The sequence below is a fragment of the Fusibacter sp. QWL-12 genome (genome assembly GCF_058683495.1).
On the sequence record NZ_CM178745.1, the window covers coordinates 362377 to 378110 of the forward strand.

At 37.6% G+C, this 15734-nt stretch carries 20 protein-coding genes; 2 read left to right on the top strand and 18 right to left on the bottom strand.

Features of this window, described 5'->3' with window-relative positions:
• Nucleotides 1–88 precede the first annotated feature (88 nt).
• The gene (locus AC4PID_RS02170; protein ID WP_492133950.1) at nt 89–940 is read left to right on the top strand and encodes a hypothetical protein; all 852 of its coding nucleotides are present in this window, start codon (nt 89–91) and stop codon (nt 938–940) included.
• Between the two features lie 135 nt (nt 941–1075).
• On the opposite strand, the gene AC4PID_RS02175 is transcribed toward AC4PID_RS02170, so the two are convergent.
• Genes AC4PID_RS02175 through AC4PID_RS02210 form a run of 8 tightly spaced genes read right to left on the bottom strand, consistent with a single transcriptional unit; the run spans nt 1076 to nt 6534 of the window.
• Entirely contained in the window at nt 1076–1618 is a 543-nt protein-coding gene (locus tag AC4PID_RS02175; RefSeq protein WP_492133951.1) for a DJ-1 family glyoxalase III, read from the bottom strand.
• A 22-nt stretch (nt 1619–1640) separates the two neighbouring features.
• Nucleotides 1641–2435 (bottom strand): transglutaminase-like domain-containing protein, encoded by a 795-nt coding sequence (locus tag AC4PID_RS02180; RefSeq protein WP_492133952.1) that lies wholly within the window; start codon nt 2433–2435, stop codon nt 1641–1643.
• 16 nt (nt 2436–2451) lie between these two features.
• Nucleotides 2452–3516, bottom strand: a complete 1065-nt coding sequence (locus AC4PID_RS02185) for a type IV pilus twitching motility protein PilT (RefSeq protein ID WP_492135344.1) — start codon at nt 3514–3516, stop codon at nt 2452–2454.
• Entirely contained in the window at nt 3516–4169 is a 654-nt protein-coding gene (locus AC4PID_RS02190) for a hypothetical protein (RefSeq protein WP_492133953.1), read from the bottom strand. Before AC4PID_RS02190 ends, AC4PID_RS02185 begins: the two co-directional genes overlap by 1 nt.
• Nucleotides 4141–4644 (bottom strand): pilus assembly FimT family protein, encoded by a 504-nt coding sequence (locus tag AC4PID_RS02195; protein ID WP_492133954.1) that lies wholly within the window; start codon nt 4642–4644, stop codon nt 4141–4143. Before AC4PID_RS02195 ends, AC4PID_RS02190 begins: the two co-directional genes overlap by 29 nt.
• Before the next feature lie 3 nt (nt 4645–4647).
• Entirely contained in the window at nt 4648–5160 is a 513-nt protein-coding gene (locus AC4PID_RS02200; protein WP_492133955.1) for a DUF4860 domain-containing protein, read from the bottom strand.
• 6 nt (nt 5161–5166) lie between these two features.
• The gene (locus tag AC4PID_RS02205; RefSeq protein ID WP_492133956.1) at nt 5167–5469 is read right to left on the bottom strand and encodes a hypothetical protein; all 303 of its coding nucleotides are present in this window, start codon (nt 5467–5469) and stop codon (nt 5167–5169) included.
• Nucleotides 5470–5478: 9 nt separating this feature from the next.
• On the bottom strand, nt 5479–6534 hold the full coding sequence (locus AC4PID_RS02210) for a type II secretion system F family protein (protein WP_492133957.1): 1056 nt from the start codon (nt 6532–6534) through the stop codon (nt 5479–5481).
• 297 nt (nt 6535–6831) lie between these two features.
• Between AC4PID_RS02210 and AC4PID_RS02215 the strand changes: the two genes are divergently transcribed.
• Entirely contained in the window at nt 6832–7134 is a 303-nt protein-coding gene (locus AC4PID_RS02215) for a hypothetical protein (RefSeq protein WP_492133958.1), read from the top strand.
• 126 nt (nt 7135–7260) lie between these two features.
• On the opposite strand, the gene AC4PID_RS02220 is transcribed toward AC4PID_RS02215, so the two are convergent.
• Genes AC4PID_RS02220 through AC4PID_RS02265 form a run of 10 tightly spaced genes read right to left on the bottom strand, consistent with a single transcriptional unit; the run spans nt 7261 to nt 15649 of the window.
• Nucleotides 7261–8199: a CobW family GTP-binding protein gene (locus AC4PID_RS02220; RefSeq protein ID WP_492133959.1), complete on the bottom strand. Its 939-nt coding sequence runs from the start codon at nt 8197–8199 to the stop codon at nt 7261–7263.
• Nucleotides 8200–8216: 17 nt separating this feature from the next.
• Nucleotides 8217–8639: an arsenate reductase ArsC gene (locus AC4PID_RS02225; protein WP_492133960.1), complete on the bottom strand. Its 423-nt coding sequence runs from the start codon at nt 8637–8639 to the stop codon at nt 8217–8219.
• A gap of 25 nt (nt 8640–8664) precedes the next feature.
• Nucleotides 8665–9726 (bottom strand): ACR3 family arsenite efflux transporter, encoded by a 1062-nt coding sequence (gene arsB / locus AC4PID_RS02230; protein ID WP_492133961.1) that lies wholly within the window; start codon nt 9724–9726, stop codon nt 8665–8667.
• Between the two features lie 35 nt (nt 9727–9761).
• Nucleotides 9762–11507, bottom strand: a complete 1746-nt coding sequence (gene arsA / locus AC4PID_RS02235) for an arsenical pump-driving ATPase (protein WP_492133962.1) — start codon at nt 11505–11507, stop codon at nt 9762–9764.
• Between the two features lies 1 nt (nt 11508).
• A complete protein-coding gene (gene arsD, locus AC4PID_RS02240; RefSeq protein WP_492135345.1) occupies nt 11509–11871 on the bottom strand; it encodes an arsenite efflux transporter metallochaperone ArsD in 363 nt (120 codons plus the stop codon).
• 36 nt (nt 11872–11907) lie between these two features.
• Entirely contained in the window at nt 11908–12426 is a 519-nt protein-coding gene (locus tag AC4PID_RS02245) for a DUF2703 domain-containing protein (protein ID WP_492133963.1), read from the bottom strand.
• 18 nt (nt 12427–12444) lie between these two features.
• A complete protein-coding gene (locus AC4PID_RS02250) occupies nt 12445–13137 on the bottom strand; it encodes a cytochrome c biogenesis protein CcdA (RefSeq protein ID WP_492133964.1) in 693 nt (230 codons plus the stop codon).
• Nucleotides 13134–13694: a thioredoxin family protein gene (locus AC4PID_RS02255; protein ID WP_492133965.1), complete on the bottom strand. Its 561-nt coding sequence runs from the start codon at nt 13692–13694 to the stop codon at nt 13134–13136. The genes AC4PID_RS02250 and AC4PID_RS02255 overlap by 4 nt, the downstream gene beginning before the upstream one ends.
• Nucleotides 13691–15328 (bottom strand): FAD-dependent oxidoreductase, encoded by a 1638-nt coding sequence (locus AC4PID_RS02260; protein ID WP_492133966.1) that lies wholly within the window; start codon nt 15326–15328, stop codon nt 13691–13693. Before AC4PID_RS02260 ends, AC4PID_RS02255 begins: the two co-directional genes overlap by 4 nt.
• Nucleotides 15329–15649: an ArsR/SmtB family transcription factor gene (locus tag AC4PID_RS02265; RefSeq protein ID WP_492133967.1), complete on the bottom strand. Its 321-nt coding sequence runs from the start codon at nt 15647–15649 to the stop codon at nt 15329–15331.
• Between the last annotated feature and the right edge of the window lie 85 nt (nt 15650–15734).

The window sequence follows — 15734 nt, forward strand, 5'->3', positions numbered from 1 at the left end:
TTAAAACCCAAAGCTTATTTAAAGAAATTGTTAACTTTCTGACTCATTAAACCGATATACCTTATGAAACTATTTTAAGAGGTGAGCTATGTCTGAAAGAATGAACGAACTTTTTACTCTAACACAAAAAGCACAAAAGATGGAAATGATCAATGAAGAAAAAGCGCTTGAGCTCTATCTTGAGATATTTGAAAACTATACGCCAAAAATTTCTAAAACATACGAAAGTGCCATACGACTTCTTGAAAAAAGACAGCGCTATGTAGAAGCTGAGGCTATATGTACAAAAGCCATCGAGCTGATCAAAGCTGACGAAATATCTGGAACTTTAGATCGTTTTACATCAATTAAGGATCGACTGGACAGAAAAATAGAAGAGTTGGCACCACAGCCTATCGCTAAGAAAAAGGGCTTTAAAATAACAAAAACACATATAATCCTACTTGCAATCATCGTTATTTTTATCGTTTTATTGGTTCGCTATACTTCACCTTTTGAGGATTTAAACGTCAATCTAGAAGGTAAGGATTCACTTGATAATGGCGATTCGATTTTTAGAGAGTCGACGGATGCACCTGAAGTCGTATTTGAAATTACGGAGGCCATGAAAGAAACGGCAACCAACACTCTACTCAAAAATCACGATGTCATTGCAGCCGACATCATTCCTCAAGAAGACACGCTTGGAGTTGCAATCATCATAGCTGCGGGAACTACTGAAACACGCGCTCAAGAGCTCTCTGAAATATATCTGAGGGCACTTGCCGGTGCAGCTTCTGCAACTTATAAAGAGCTTGATGCACCGACAAATACAACCCTTGGTGAACTCTATGATTATTACGAACTGGTAATCTCTGTAGGCACAAGCACTAAGGAAGAGGATCTCGTCGCTAAGGGCACTAAAGTTCGCGGCGCAAAGAGTATTTATTGGCGTAAATAAAATGCATCCCCAAAAAAATCTTCGGGCATCGAACCCTCAGATTTTACCACAAGCTAGATTGTGGCTTAATAAAAGAGCTATTACCAAATAAAATGGTAATAGCTCTTATTTTTTTCTTTAAAATTCTAATATCCTTTATTTGTGAATCAATGCTTTCGATAGCTGTTCACTCACCTTGTGACCCTTTAGAGTTTCAACAATTTTGAGAGCAAAATCCATTGCCGCTCCCGGACCTTTTCCAGTGATCAACTCACCATCTTGTACAACCTTATCCTCAAGGTGAACAAAATCATGAAGTTGACTCTCAAATCCAGGATAACAAGTAACTTTTCTACCCTTAATTAAATTATGTTTAGCAAGAACGGTCGGTGCCGCGCATATAGCTGCGATGTGAATATCCGTCTCATATGCTTCTTGCAAAAGATTCCTAAGAGCATCACTTTCAGCCAAATGCTTCGCACCTGGCATGCCACCTGGTAAAACAAGCATCAACGCATCGTTTAAAGAGGAGATATCCTTTAATGTGCCATCCATTTGAACTGTAATGCCATGTGAACCAGTTACCTGATTTGCATTGATACCAATCATATGGGTTCTAATATCTGCCCGTCTCAATATATCTACGACGGTTAGGGCTTCAATCTCCTCAAAACCATCGGCGAAAAATACATAAACCATGTCAACCTCCTAATGAAAGCGATTAATATTCATATACTTTCGTATAGTACTTCTCATTTTTCTTCATAACGACAGTTGACGAGCTCCCTTTCCAAGTACTATCAACGGTATTGTCTATAATATACCATTTGCCATCAATCAGTATTTCATTCCAAGCGTGATAGCCTTCTACATACTTGGAATAGCCTTTAACCAGCTTAGTTGGAATCCCTTGTTCTCTTTCGATAGAGGCAAATAAAGCTGAATAATCATAACAGATGCCCTTTAAGTCTTCAAAAGTCTTTTCAACACTTGGAATATAATCCGGTGTCAGATAAGGGATTTTATCATAATCATAACTCATATTCTTAACAAGGTATTTATAAAGGATTTCAAGACGGTTGCTATCCGTCGTACTTTTCTTTAGCAAATCCTGACCAAATTCTATCGCTTTCAAATCATCATTCCAATTGACATTTTGAACAGAATTCAAATATACAATATTGGGGTCTTTAAGATTCAAAGTAACACTTTGCTGTGTAACATAAACGTATTTTGTTCCACTCACATTTCTTAATAATCCAACTTTATAAGTGCCATTACCAAGCTGAAGTGGAAACGTCTCAGTTTTGCCATCAGCAGCAAATGGATATGTGATCTTTGTGTCATCCTTAGCGATTAACACTTTGTACTTAAGTCCATCTGTGGCTTTATAAGTTATATTGACGATTCCTTTATCAAGTGACGATGTATCTATGGTCGGCTTTGTTTCACCAAAAGCTGCACCCATCACTGTAACCAGCAGTAAAAAGCTAATGATTAAGGTTTTCTTAAACATAATAAGCACCTCCTTATTAATCGGGCTCACCTAAATATCTTTTAATTGTATCATAATTAATGCAGTGAAGCAAAGCATCGTCTTTACTAATTTTTCCATCGTTATAAAGATCCGCTAGGCTTGCATCCATACTGATCATACCAACACTTTTACCTGAATGGATTGCCGCTTCTATCTGTGGAATTTTACCATCTCTAATCATATTACGAATGGCATGATTCATCCCCATTATTTCAAAAGCAGGTACTCTGCCCAACTCTTCTGAAGGGATTAACTGTTGAGACACTACCCCTTGCAAAACCGTGGACAATTGAATCCTAATTTGTTGTTGCTGATTGGGTGGAAAGACATCTATGATACGGTCAATTGTTTTAGCAGCCCCAACCGTATGTAACGTAGACAGAACCAAATGACCGGTTTCAGCGGCAGTAAGTGCAATTGAGATCGTTTCATAATCTCTCATTTCACCGATTAGGATAACGTCAGGTGCTTGTCTTAATGCCGATCTAAGCCCATCAGCATAGCTTCGCGTATCAATTCCAATTTCTCTTTGGTCTACTATACTTTTGTCATGTCTATGAATATATTCAATCGGATCTTCTAATGTTAAAATATGACAAGAACGCTCTTTGTTAATTAAGTCGATGATACATGAAAGTGTCGTCGATTTACCACTACCTGTAGGACCAGTAATTAGGACTAATCCCTTTGTCTTCTTCCGGATATCCAAAACCGATTTTGGAATTCTCAATCGATCAATATCTAGTTTATCAAATTTCAAAACTCTTATAGCGGCAGCATGCGATCCCCTTTGCGTATAGGCATCCACTCTAAACCGGCCAACATTGCTCAATGAATAAGAAAAATCCTTTTCACCTTTTTCTAGAAACTCTTGATAGTGTTCTTGCTTTCTGAAAAGCTGTTTAACCAAGTGCTCTGTATCATCGGGCATCAACTTCACATCACCAATTTTTTCAAATGAACCATGCACTTTAAGGGTTGGCGGTACACCAACGGTTATAAACACATCGGATGCATCCTTCTCAATCGCGAGCTCTAATAATTCTTCTAAACCTATCATCATTCATTCCCCTTTGGATCGCCAAATTCTAATTCATCACTGTATTCAAACGCTTTTGGTATCTCTCGCCATTCCTTTATTGAAGGGAACTTTAACTCTGCATTTAATGGCAAATCATACGAAACCTTAAGCTCTCTTTGTGTGTCCATATCGGTTATCACAAAACTCATATTGGGCACAGCACTTTCATCAATCCCACTCCGAATAATGCTAGCATCATAATTAAAAGTTACTTGCTGTGTATCATATAAAGCTTTGTATAGACTATATAACCAAATGGTTTGTTGAATCCGTTCTTCACTTATACCTTCGTCTATTAAGGTGGTAATATTCGTTTGCTCAACCTCACTAAAATCCAGTGCACCCATTAGCTTTTGAACAGTTACATCGTTATCTTTATTGAGCTGAGCGACTTCCAAAAAGGCATTCTTTACATCGATCTGCTTTTTCTGTGCAATATTTTCAAGCGCATAATATCCTTTTGTCCAATCAGCATGTTTTCTAGCAATTTTAAGGTTTGAATAAGACGACATCATTGCTAATACGCCAAAAGTGATCAAAAGGAGCATAATCATAATGACAAGAACAGAAGAGCTTCCTCTCTCTGATACTAGCATTTTATTTTTATCGATATTTTTCCATTTCGATCTCATAAATAGGCTCCGCTTCTTTAGACTCAGTATCAACAACTTGTAACTCATAAGTTGACTTTGAATAAGTTAAGGCTTGTGTATCGATTGATTTGAGCTGCAGAATATATCTATAGGCACTATCTGCATCAACTGTAACAAAGTCTTTATCAAAGTAAACTTTCACAACTTTATAATCATTTTCACTTGTAAATATAGCATGCTTCATGACCTTTAAGTTTTTCAAATGATCAAGATCGCTATCCAAATCAATCGCCTCAAAAATACTCTCGCCGATATACACGCTCTCATCTAATGCTTTTGCCTTCTCGTTTAATCTTTGAGAGGTCATAAACATTTGGACGACATAGGTACTCAGCAGAGCAAGAACAGCAATTGATAATATGATTTCAACCAATGATATTCCCTTAGAGGCTCTGAACCTTTTATGGCTATTTTTATTAAAGTCACGTTTATCAACTCTATTTATAACACTCATAAGTTACTCCTCAAAAGGTTTAACCTTTGTTTTAAGTGAAATTTCCAGTTCAGATAACTCTTGGTTACCTAAAGACATGGATATTTTGATACTATAATCATTAAAATCGTAATTCAAAGTGCTTAACTTTGCAATTTCGAAGCTTACATCATCCGTAGGGGTTTCACCTTCTGGTACAGTTGCTTCTCGTAAATAACCATCGGATAGATAAATCCATGTATTATAAACTTCTCCAGCTAACGCTTCTTTTATAATGAGCGCTTCAGAACCAACTTGATTCGATTCATCCACATAAATGGCATTTTCCATATCACTTTGACGCAGCTTTGTCATCAGATACGAGCTTGCGATACGCACCGTTGCCATCTCAGATTTTTCATCTACTAAACCTTTGTAGGCACCTGAAGTAGATGCTGCTAGTGTAAATACAGCAAGTCCAAAGATCAACAAAAGCATCATTGCAATTACCATTTCAACTAGGCTGTACCCTTTTTCATTCAGTAATTTCTGCTTCATATCGACCTACCATTTCTTATAAACGGCAATATTCGGTAGAATATTGGATGCAATCCACTCATAGTGGTAATAATAAGCAGATTCGTTCAGCACGAGTCCATAGTGGGCTACGAGGTAGTTGAGATCTGGATAACTTCCTTCAAGTGCATAGCATTGAATCGCAGCCTTTTGAATTGCATCTTCTACTGTTTTCGCACGTTCTAAATTTGCTTTGCCAGTGAAACCGTCAATTCCCATAAAGGATTGTGCAATAAACAAAACGAATATGAGAATTAAAACGATATAGGCCAACTTCATATAACGACGCATAATCCACTCCTAACCGATAGAGGACATGATATTGATAAGCGGTAACATGACAAGTAATAAAATCGCACCAACAACTAACGATAAAATGATTACTAAAGTTGGTTCAATTGAAACCGTCATTCGATGCAAGCCTCTGCTCAGCTCCGCATCGTAAATACTAGAAATTTTATCTAGCATACGATCAAGCTCTCCCGTTTTATCCCCTAGTGTAATCATCCTTATAAACAGTTTTGGGAAAAGTTCGGTTTCTTCTAAAGCAACGGCCAAAGGCTTTCCAGCTTCAATTGCGCTAATGGCACTTTTCAACTTCTCTTCTACATAAGCGTTTTCCATTAAAGGAAGAATCATATCTAAACTCGATTGAATAGGCATACCACTTTTCGTTAAAATTGAAAGCGCAGAAGCAAACTTCACAACAATTGCTTGCTTATATAGCTTTGCTGCTACAGGTGCTTTAATTAACAATCGATCTCTTTGACCGACTAACAAACGGGTTTTAAACAATATCACAAGATAAATGGCAGCTATTGCAACGATACCTATAATGATCAGCAAGCCATTTTGTAGTCCTTCACTAAAATCCAGTACAAACTGTGTCGCTGTTGGTATTTCTCCGCCAACAGATAGTAAAATCTCGTGGAAGATCGGTAGTACTTTTAAAACTAATAGAAGTATCACAGCAGCCATAAGCCCAATTAATACTACCGGATAAACTAATGCGTTCTTTACCTTCTGCTTTACGATTTCATTTTGCTCATAGTGTTTTGAAAGTTGTTCAAACACTTCAGGCAATCGCCCAGTGTTTTCAGCGATTCTTAACATCGCTACCATATACTCTGGAAAAACACTACGGACTGCTATGGCTTCACTCAGCGGCATGCCTTGTTCAGCATCCAAATAAATCTGATGCGCCAACTGCTTCATTCGTCCTTCGAAGACATCTCCAGAAAGAAGATGTAATGCCTCTATGTAAGGCAAACCTGCTTTTAATACCACAGAAAATTGATAACAAAATAAACTCAATTCTGATGTACTCAATTTTTTAATACCATTTGATTGATCCATAATTTACCACCTTATCAAAGATATATAGCTTAATGTATTATACCCGTTTGAACACAAATTAAACGATTGCACCCTCACAGTTTAATCGCTTCTCGTAAGCATCGTTAACCAAAATATAAACCACTTTTGATATAACTCAAAATATAGTCAGCTCTAATTTCAGTATTTGTTACTTTCTTCTAGAATACAGTATTCACAAATGAAAATCACCCATAAATATTATTTTACCATCATATTTTTTTTCATTTGATTCTTATATTCACTCAGGGGTATAATTGAAATAGTGGAGGTGTTAATATGTCTAAGAAGAAAAAAGCTCTTGAAGCAGAACGGTTAATGAAGGAACGAACACGACGCAAAAATTGTTTTTACGCAGGCATTATCATTGGCATTCTATTGGGTTTCTGTATTGGTTACATGGCAAAAAAGGCATCGTCGAAGGATACCAAACAACTCGAGAGTGAACGCGCTTTCTATAAATCTAGACTTGGAGAAATTAAGCACGCGCTTTATCAAATTAAAATGCATCTAAAAGGTGCCGATGCCATTGAATCATTAGAAGATGTCATTGAAGAAGCCGTTGAAGATACAATCAATTAACATAAAAGAGTCCTTGCACAAAATACAAGGGGTCATAAAGACAACTTGTGAACCGAGGGTCAACGGTAAACTGAATACGTGAAAACCCCGCCTTAATAATCTAAAATTAAGGCGGGGTTTTGTTAATTACCCATTAACCATTTTCATGGAAATATCAAAATGCCCTTTCCAAGTTGAATCAACGGTTCTTATAATTTCTGGTCCAACTTTTGAAATGATTACTAGTGTAGAAGCATCTAATTGGCGGTCTGTTTCATAAAAATCAACACAATCACCAACGCCGTGGACTTCCCACCAGGATTCGCCTGATTGAACGAATCCTTTCACCCTGAAGGCTGATTTCATAATGGCTTTAATAAAACTTTTCAGTTGTTCTTTTTCAACGTTTTCTGTAAAGTTGATAGACATTGTCTTTGGCTTATTCTCAGGTGTATTCAATGAAGCCCTTAACTCAGGATATTTTCCTTTGGCTAAATCTCTGCCTAAAATTGCTTCAATATTTTTAAAGAATGAAGTTTCTACCAGTTCAGTGTCTGGGTTGATCTGAAGAATTTTTTCTTTTATCAATTGTACGGATTGTCCATCCACCAAATCAACTTTATTGATTAAAGTCAAATCTGAACACTCAATTTGCTTCACAATGGTTTCAACTTCTTCATAGGAACTTAAAAACTGGCTGGCATCTACAACGGTAATGCTTCCAGAATAGACATAAGGACTGTCGATGTTCTGACTGACACCACCGAGTATTTCTCCAATATTGGATGGATCGGCAAGTCCTGAGCTTTCAACAATGAGGCAGTCTAAATCTTTATCTGCCATATCAATCAAAGCATCAGCAAAAGCCATTGTTAAACAAGAACAGAAGATGGATCCTCTTGTAAGTTCAATCATTTCCATGTTGTTCTTTTTAAGTATAGGGCCATCAATACTGACTTTCCCAAACTCATTCATAATGATGCCAATTTTTTTGTCCGATTGATTCTCCAAAAGTTGTTTGACTAATGTGGTTTTACCCGCACCTAGAAATCCTGAAATAAGATACAACTCTACCTTTTTACTCAAAACCTCATTTCCCTGTTTTATAAATTTAATGCTATTTCATTATTGCTAATTTTGTCAGCTAAATGCTTTATATTTTCTTCAATCTTATCAATGATCAGCTTAAATTCTTCATCGGACTTGCCGCTTGGATCATCCAGTCCCCAGTCTTCTTCATGTTGACTTGGTAAAAATGGGCATATGACGTTACAACCCATTTTTATAACAATGTCCACATCTGGAATCTCTGTAAGAAGTTTTGATTGCTGAGTGGCTTCCATATCAATATCGTAGATTTTTTTGATCAGCCTTACCGCATCTTGGTTGATCTTCGGTTTCATTTCTGTTCCTGCAGAATAGCTTTCAAATACATCACTTGCAAAGTGCTTTCCAAGAGCTTCTGCCATTTGACTTCTACATGAATTATGAACACATATAAATGCAACTTTTGGTTTTCTATTCATTGTTTTCGTCTCCCTATCTCGTATTCTACCGACTTAACTTGTTGGGTTCAAACCACCCTTTTGTGGAATTGGCGATATTTACTAGAATCAACATAACAGGCACTTCAACTAATACACCCACAATTGTAGCAAGTGCTACCGGACTGGTTGCACCAAAGAGTGAAATAGCAACCGCTACTGATAATTCAAAGAAGTTGGAAGCTCCAATCATTCCTGCTGGTGCTGCAATGTCATGTGGTAATTTGAGCAGTTTACTAGCAAAATAGGCTATGAAGAAAATTAAGAAAGTCTGAATCGTGAGTGGTACTGCTATCAACAAGATATGAAGGGGATTGTTGATAATGACACTCCCTTGGAACGAGAATATAATAATTAAGGTTAAAAGTAAACCACCGATTGTAATGTTGTTAAATTTAGGGATAAAGGTGTTTTGGAAATATTCAATACCTCTATTTTTTGTGATGACATTCCGAGTGATCACCCCAGCACTTAATGGAACAACTACAAATAAGATCACAGAAAGAATAAGTGTATCCCATGGAATTGCAACGCCACCTACCCCAAGAAGAAAGGCAACAATTGGCGTAAATGCCACAAGGATTATCAAATCATTTGTTGCAACTTGAACTACCGTATAAGCTGGATTCCCCTTTGTCAAATGACTCCATACAAAGACCATAGCTGTACATGGTGCCGCCCCAAGTAATATAGCACCTGCTAAATAATCCTTTGCTAAGTCAGCAGGAATCAGTGATTTAAAGACAACATAGAAGAAGAAATATGCAATTCCAAACATGGTAAAGGGTTTAATCAGCCAGTTTGTTACCCAGGTTACATACAGCCCTTTTGGATTCTTACCTACGTTTTTTACGCTATGAAAATCGACTTTCAACATCATCGGATAAATCATCAGCCAAATTAAAATAGCTATAGGTATGGAAACTTTCGCATATTCAAATTTGCCTAAAAATGCGGGTATTCCAGGTAAAAACTGACCTATGAGAATACCGACAACCATACATAATGCAACCCATATGGTTAAATATTTTTCAAAAAAACTAATGCCTTGCAATTTTCCTTTGCTCATTTTAAACCTCCATATTTTTGTAAGTTAATGTTTGATTAAAGTTTGCCGATCTTTTGTACTGATGCATCTTGAACCCATGGTATTGTGACCATGCTGTTAGAACTGATTTCTCGGACTTTTTCAATCCAATGTCTTTCCGCTTCTGCACGAGCAATAAGCATGGCATCGCTGGTATCAACCATAGAAAGACATTGGTTCACAACCCACCATTTGTTATTGATACCCGCTCTTTTAAGGTCATCACGCAGTCTATTGGCCTCAAAAACAGGTGTGGCTTCTGGTAATGTTACTATGATGACTTCGGTTTGTTTCTCATCTCTCAGCCTTGGTAGTAATCGCTGAACAGAAATTGGTGTTTCTCCTTTGGTTCTTTGAACTTCTTTATGGTAGCTTTGTGTCGAATCAAGGAGTAATAAAGTATGACCTGTTGGCGCCGTATCAATGACCACAACTTCATTTTCGGCCTTGTCGACAATTTCAGCAAAAGCCCTGAAAACTGCAATTTCTTGTGTGCAAGGGGAACGCAAATCTTCTTCCACATAGGCAATGTCTTCTTCTGACATGGTCTCCCTAGCTTTAGTCAATACTTCCTCTTGGTAATTTCGAAGTTCCTCTTTTTCGTCGATTTTACTAAGGGTAATGTTTTCTGAGTCCTTGATCACATATTGAATGTGGTCTGCAGGGTCGGTAGATGTCAGATGTACTTTCACACCTTTATCGGCCAAAGCAAGGGCTATCGTGGCCGCAATAGTGGTTTTTCCAACGCCACCTTTTCCCATGGTAAAGATTACTTTTTTACCCGTCTTGCAAACATCATCTACCAAAGCATCAATTGATTTAAGGTCTTTTGACTTAGTTACTGCTTTAGTACTATCAAATTGATCACTTTTGAAAAATGCTCTAATGTTATCAAGTCCCAATACATTATAAGAGCGTAGAGGCAACGTAAATTTTGTAAACTCAGTTAACCCTTTTGGAATATTTTTAACGGCCTCTTGTTGCTTATCCAATATTATTTTTGATAAAGGATCGGATGCACTGCCTAACACCCCATTAATAATCAGTAGTTGATTTCTAATGCCAAGGTCACTCAGTTCAAGACTAGAACGTTCAGCTTCTAATAGTGGTGTTTCTTCTGGTCTAGAAACCAATATTAAAGTCGTTTTATGATGGTCAGAAAGGTTTAAAACCGCTTCTTTATATATATTCTTTTTTCCTTCGAGACCAGATAATTGGCCTAAGCAAGATGCACCGTGGGTACTTTCACTAATAAAATTACTCCACGCTGAGGGTAACTGAAGCATACGAAGGGTATGGCCTGTAGGCGCTGTATCAAAGATGATATGATCGTATTCCTGTTCGGTGGTTTTATCGGTGATAAAATTTGAAAATTGGTCAAAAGCCGCAATTTCAACCGTACAGGATCCTGAAAGTTGTTCTTCCATATTGGCAATCACACTCTCAGGCAATTTCCCTCTATAAGGTCCCACCACAGATTCTCTATATTCTCTTGCAGCTTCTTCTGGATTTAAATTTGCAACCATTAAGTTGGGAGCACCAACAATAGGGACGCCTTTTCCATCTATCTCCGTATTAAAAACGTCTTGTAAATTCGAAGCTGGATCCGTACTGATGAGCAGTACTTTCTTGCCACCATCAGCGAGGTTTACTGCCACAGCACAAGCAGTAGACGTTTTACCAACGCCACCTTTACCAGTGAAAAACAAGTATTTGGTTAAGTTGAATTGATCGACATCAAAGGTGTTTAGTTGATGTGTCATATTAACAACACCCCTCTGGTCCACAACAACAGCTTTGCTTTTGCGCAGGCTTACTTTCAATTTCCACACCCAACCACTCTACAAATTCAGCGTTTGTTGGATAGGCTTTTGTCTTGACTACTTTACCATCAACTAAAGTCACTGGCAAAATTTCAGCACCTTCCGCTTGAAGGATGTCGCTGATGAGTTGGTTAGAAACAAAAACTTGTGGCTCAGTGGACAAACCATATCTTTTAATAGTGATGCCTTTTTCCTTAAGGTTATTAATAACTGTTGAAACTCTCATAAGCTCTGGGTCAATTGACGGACCGCAAACACCTGTTGTACAACACATTGCAGGATCAAATATCTCAATCGTTTTCATAATTATCATTTTCGTAATCTCCTTTATCAGATAGGGTTAACAGCATCCTGAGCCATTGCAAGAACAGCCTTCAGTCTTTTTCTCTGTTGTTAAATAGAATTTTTCTAAGTTTTGAGGTAAAACAAATTGCTCTGTACCTCCACCTAAATCCTTATTAAATAAAACGTTTAGAATACCTTCCAAAATCATAGCTGTTGGCGGTTCTGTAAAGTCTTTGCCATCGTAGTCAAAAACTCTGCATGCGGTTTCTTGACCACTAATGGCACTGCATGCGGGACATGAATTTTCTTTGATAGCCCCCAATATATCTTGTCCGTTCACTCGAATGGTTGGAGAACTTTCAAATCGATGAGCCTCTGCAAGTTCCTTCGTGTTGACATTAATTTTGTTCACAAGAACCTTAAAATTGAGGCATTTTGATACTTCTGCGAAAATGCTTAGCGCCTCATCTAAATTTGTCTCTGTTTCTTGACATCGATCGCAAGTGTTTAAGTCTAGATACAGAAAATCAATAGTGATCGTTTTTTCGTTATTTATAATCAATTGACTAATCATTGTGAGTCTCCCTTCGCATTAAAAACCTAAATAGAACATGTAAAATCCTAGCAGTAAAATCAGTACGCCTAAAACATATTTAAGTACTTTTGCACTGGTATCATAGGTCTTGTTGCTTGTGAGTTTTGTCACAAATCCAACGGAAGTTCCCGCCAAGATTACCAAAAAACTATGCCCTAAAGAATACAATAGTAGAAGCAAAATTCCCCAAAGAATGTTACCGCTTTTGGCTACCAATCCCAAAAGTACAACGAGCACTGGTGTTGCGCAAGGAGAAGAGAAAAACCCACCTAATACACCTGCTACGAAAGCACCAATAAATCCTTTACGAACATGTTTTGTGCTTAAAAATACCGAGGGTACAAAATTAAATACTTCAAAAATTTGTAGCGCCATCAATACCATTAAAGTTCCTAAAAATAGAAACCATAGAGATGATGAAGTGCCCATAAGTTTTCCAAGCGAAGATGCTAAAACGCCTAGCAGCGTAAATGTTAAAGCCATGCCCATTGCAAAAGTTAATGAAAGTTGAAATGACCTTTTAGTATCTTGCTGCTTTGTGCCACCAACAAATCCAATAACCAAAGGCACACTAGATAATGAACACGGCGTAAAAGAAGTCAGTATACCTGCTAATAAAGCCATAAGGGGTGCTAACCAAGGGTTACTCAGTATCCCTGTTGATAGTCCCTCTAAAAATCCATTGATCATGGTTTGACCCCCAGCTCATCAAAGATAGCCAAAAATTGTTCCTTTGTCATGCCACCCTGATGGGCAGTAAATCCATGATCTCCTGTATCCTTCATTTTATAAAGTTGCATTCCCATTTTCTCAGCATCCTTTGGCATGTAGGGGTTCCCATCTTTATCAAAGAAAAATTGAGTTGGAATGACCTCTAATGGAAACTGCTCTGCAAGTTCTGGATATTTCCATACGTCAACAAATTTTACAATAACCTTGCCTTGGTAATTCTCACTTAACTCTTTCAAAATAGGTGCCATTTCTTTACAAGGTATACACTCATCAGCACCAAAATCAATGACAATGGGGAGTCCTTGATCTTTAAGTTCGTCAAGATCTAAACTTGTGGCTTCAAGTGTATTAATCATTGCTTTGTCATTTGTAGAAATCTCACCACTGCTCACAGCTGTTTCTATCGGCTTTACAAGACTTGCTTTATCTCTATTTTTGAAAAACCAGAGACTGCCTATGACACATATAATAAGAACAGGAACGATGATTTTAATCACTTTATTTTTATCTATCATTTTTGTTCACCGCTTCCCTTATAAAATTTATGCCCACCTGAAAGGTTAAATACTTTTTTAAATCCGTTGTTGATCAAAACATTCTGTGCCGCATTTCCTGTCACACCTTTATTGCAATAGGTCACTGTAGGCTTTTCAGGATCGAGGTTTTTAAGTACATCCCTCAGTTTGGCATGAGGCATATTCACGGCACCTGCCACGTGTCCTTTTAAATCATAATCCTCACTGCTCCTTGCATCCACAATTTGAAATTCCGATTCACTGTTTCTTACTTCATTTGCCGTGATGATTGGTCTTCCATTGTTAATGGCATTGTCCAAAATCATGCCTGTGTAATGAACAGGGTCTTTTGTCGTTGAAAATGGTGGCGCATATGCTAGGTCTAAATGGAAGAGTTCATCCACCTTTGCCTTATAGGTAATTAAAGTTGCAAATACGTCAATCCGCTTATCTACACCTGTGGTTCCAATAATCTGAACGCCCAATAAACGCTGAGAGTCTCTATCCGCGATCGACTTAATGACCATCTCCTCACCATGGAAGTAACTCGGTTTATCTGGCTTTATATTGTGTGATATTTCAATGTCATACCCTTCATCTATTGCTTCTTTTTCTGAAAGACCCGTGGTTGCAATGGTTAAATCAAACAGCTTAAAAATCCCTGTACTTAAATTTCCCTGATACCTCAGTTTGCCACCAGTCAGTGCATCGCCAGCTATTCTACCCGTTTTATTGGCAGTTGAGCCAAGTGGTCTGTAGACAGGCTTCTCAGTAATGGCTGAGAAAGTCTCAATACAATCCCCACAGGCATAGATATCTGGCACATTGGTTTTCATTTGCTGATCCACCTTAACGGCACCTGTTTTTCCAAGTTCAATACCTACCGATGTTGCAAGAGCCGTATTGGGTCTGACACCTGTTGCCATGATGACCATATCCGCTTTCAGCTTATTGCCACTGCTCAATACAACTTGATTTCCACCAATTTGGTTGATACTTTGACCCTTTATAAGCTTTGCACCTTTTTTAGTTAATGTATTTTCAAGAAAAAGAGCCATATCCAGATCTAAATTTGGAGTGATTTTACTAGCGACTTCTATGATGGTTGTATCAATATTCAGATGCATCAAATTTTCTAAAACTTCAAAGCCAATAAATCCAGTCCCTGCTATAACTGCATGCTTAGGTTGTTTTTCATCAATGAATTGTTTAATCGCAATTGCATTTTGCACATTTCTGAGGAAAAACACATGTTCAAGATCAATGCCTTGTATGCTCGGAACAAAAGGTGTTGCCCCGGTCGCAATGACTAATTTGTCATAGGTATCTCCAAAAAGTTTGCCTGTTGCAATATCCTTTACTAAAATGGACTTCTGATCTGGGAATATTTCCATTACCTCATGTTCAGTTTTAACCTCAATGTTGTATTTCTTTTTAAAGAACTTTGTATCTCTCGGAGTCAATTCTTCAATGTCTTCAATTTCACCGCCGATGTAGTAAGGTAGTCCACAACCTGAGTAAGAAATATCCTTATCCTTTTCATAAATAATAATTTCAGCTTGGTCATCATTTCTTCTTGCCTTCGCCGCTGCAGAAGTTCCCGCAGCAACCGCGCCTATTATAACAATTCTCATTTACGCCTCACTTTCACAAGCACACTGAGCTTGATCACTGTAGTTTTTGGTTAGAAGCATACTTAACTTTTCTGTGGCAACTACTGAACCTTTATCTGACAATGAGTAATAAGACCACTTTTTATCTTTTCTGACTTCAACCACACCGCTTTCAAGCAATATTTTCATATGGTGAGAAAGGGTAGATTGACCAATAGGCAGTTCATCTTGCAATGTACAGGCGCATTTTTCTCCACCTTGAAGTAATTCAAGTATCCTCAACCTGTTTTCATCACAGAAAGCTTTGAAAATTTTAGCATTTATTTCGTAGACTGTAGACATGTTCATCCTCCTCATATCGATATTTATCGATTTAATTATATCAATCAAATTGATGTTTTTCAATATGTAATGATTTTAAATTTTG

What these genes read in the sequence shown, in the direction of transcription:
- arsA (WP_492133962.1), bottom strand. Translation starts at nt 11,507, where the DNA reads ATGACACATCAACTAAACACCTTTGATGTCGATCAATTCAACTTAACC.
- AC4PID_RS02170 (WP_492133950.1), top strand. Translation starts at nt 89, where the DNA reads ATGTCTGAAAGAATGAACGAACTTTTTACTCTAACACAAAAAGCACAA.
- AC4PID_RS02225 (WP_492133960.1), bottom strand. Translation starts at nt 8,639, where the DNA reads ATGAATAGAAAACCAAAAGTTGCATTTATATGTGTTCATAATTCATGT.
- AC4PID_RS02250 (WP_492133964.1), bottom strand. Translation starts at nt 13,137, where the DNA reads ATGATCAATGGATTTTTAGAGGGACTATCAACAGGGATACTGAGTAAC.
- AC4PID_RS02260 (WP_492133966.1), bottom strand. Translation starts at nt 15,328, where the DNA reads ATGAGAATTGTTATAATAGGCGCGGTTGCTGCGGGAACTTCTGCAGCG.
- AC4PID_RS02245 (WP_492133963.1), bottom strand. Translation starts at nt 12,426, where the DNA reads ATGATTAGTCAATTGATTATAAATAACGAAAAAACGATCACTATTGAT.
- AC4PID_RS02190 (WP_492133953.1), bottom strand. Translation starts at nt 4,169, where the DNA reads ATGAGATCGAAATGGAAAAATATCGATAAAAATAAAATGCTAGTATCA.
- arsB (WP_492133961.1), bottom strand. Translation starts at nt 9,726, where the DNA reads ATGAGCAAAGGAAAATTGCAAGGCATTAGTTTTTTTGAAAAATATTTA.
- AC4PID_RS02265 (WP_492133967.1), bottom strand. Translation starts at nt 15,649, where the DNA reads ATGTCTACAGTCTACGAAATAAATGCTAAAATTTTCAAAGCTTTCTGT.
- AC4PID_RS02210 (WP_492133957.1), bottom strand. Translation starts at nt 6,534, where the DNA reads ATGGATCAATCAAATGGTATTAAAAAATTGAGTACATCAGAATTGAGT.
- AC4PID_RS02185 (WP_492135344.1), bottom strand. Translation starts at nt 3,516, where the DNA reads ATGATAGGTTTAGAAGAATTATTAGAGCTCGCGATTGAGAAGGATGCA.
- AC4PID_RS02255 (WP_492133965.1), bottom strand. Translation starts at nt 13,694, where the DNA reads ATGATAGATAAAAATAAAGTGATTAAAATCATCGTTCCTGTTCTTATT.
- AC4PID_RS02205 (WP_492133956.1), bottom strand. Translation starts at nt 5,469, where the DNA reads ATGCGTCGTTATATGAAGTTGGCCTATATCGTTTTAATTCTCATATTC.
- arsD (WP_492135345.1), bottom strand. Translation starts at nt 11,871, where the DNA reads ATGAAAACGATTGAGATATTTGATCCTGCAATGTGTTGTACAACAGGT.
- AC4PID_RS02200 (WP_492133955.1), bottom strand. Translation starts at nt 5,160, where the DNA reads ATGAAGCAGAAATTACTGAATGAAAAAGGGTACAGCCTAGTTGAAATG.
- AC4PID_RS02195 (WP_492133954.1), bottom strand. Translation starts at nt 4,644, where the DNA reads ATGAGTGTTATAAATAGAGTTGATAAACGTGACTTTAATAAAAATAGC.
- AC4PID_RS02180 (WP_492133952.1), bottom strand. Translation starts at nt 2,435, where the DNA reads ATGTTTAAGAAAACCTTAATCATTAGCTTTTTACTGCTGGTTACAGTG.
- AC4PID_RS02215 (WP_492133958.1), top strand. Translation starts at nt 6,832, where the DNA reads ATGTCTAAGAAGAAAAAAGCTCTTGAAGCAGAACGGTTAATGAAGGAA.
- AC4PID_RS02175 (WP_492133951.1), bottom strand. Translation starts at nt 1,618, where the DNA reads ATGGTTTATGTATTTTTCGCCGATGGTTTTGAGGAGATTGAAGCCCTA.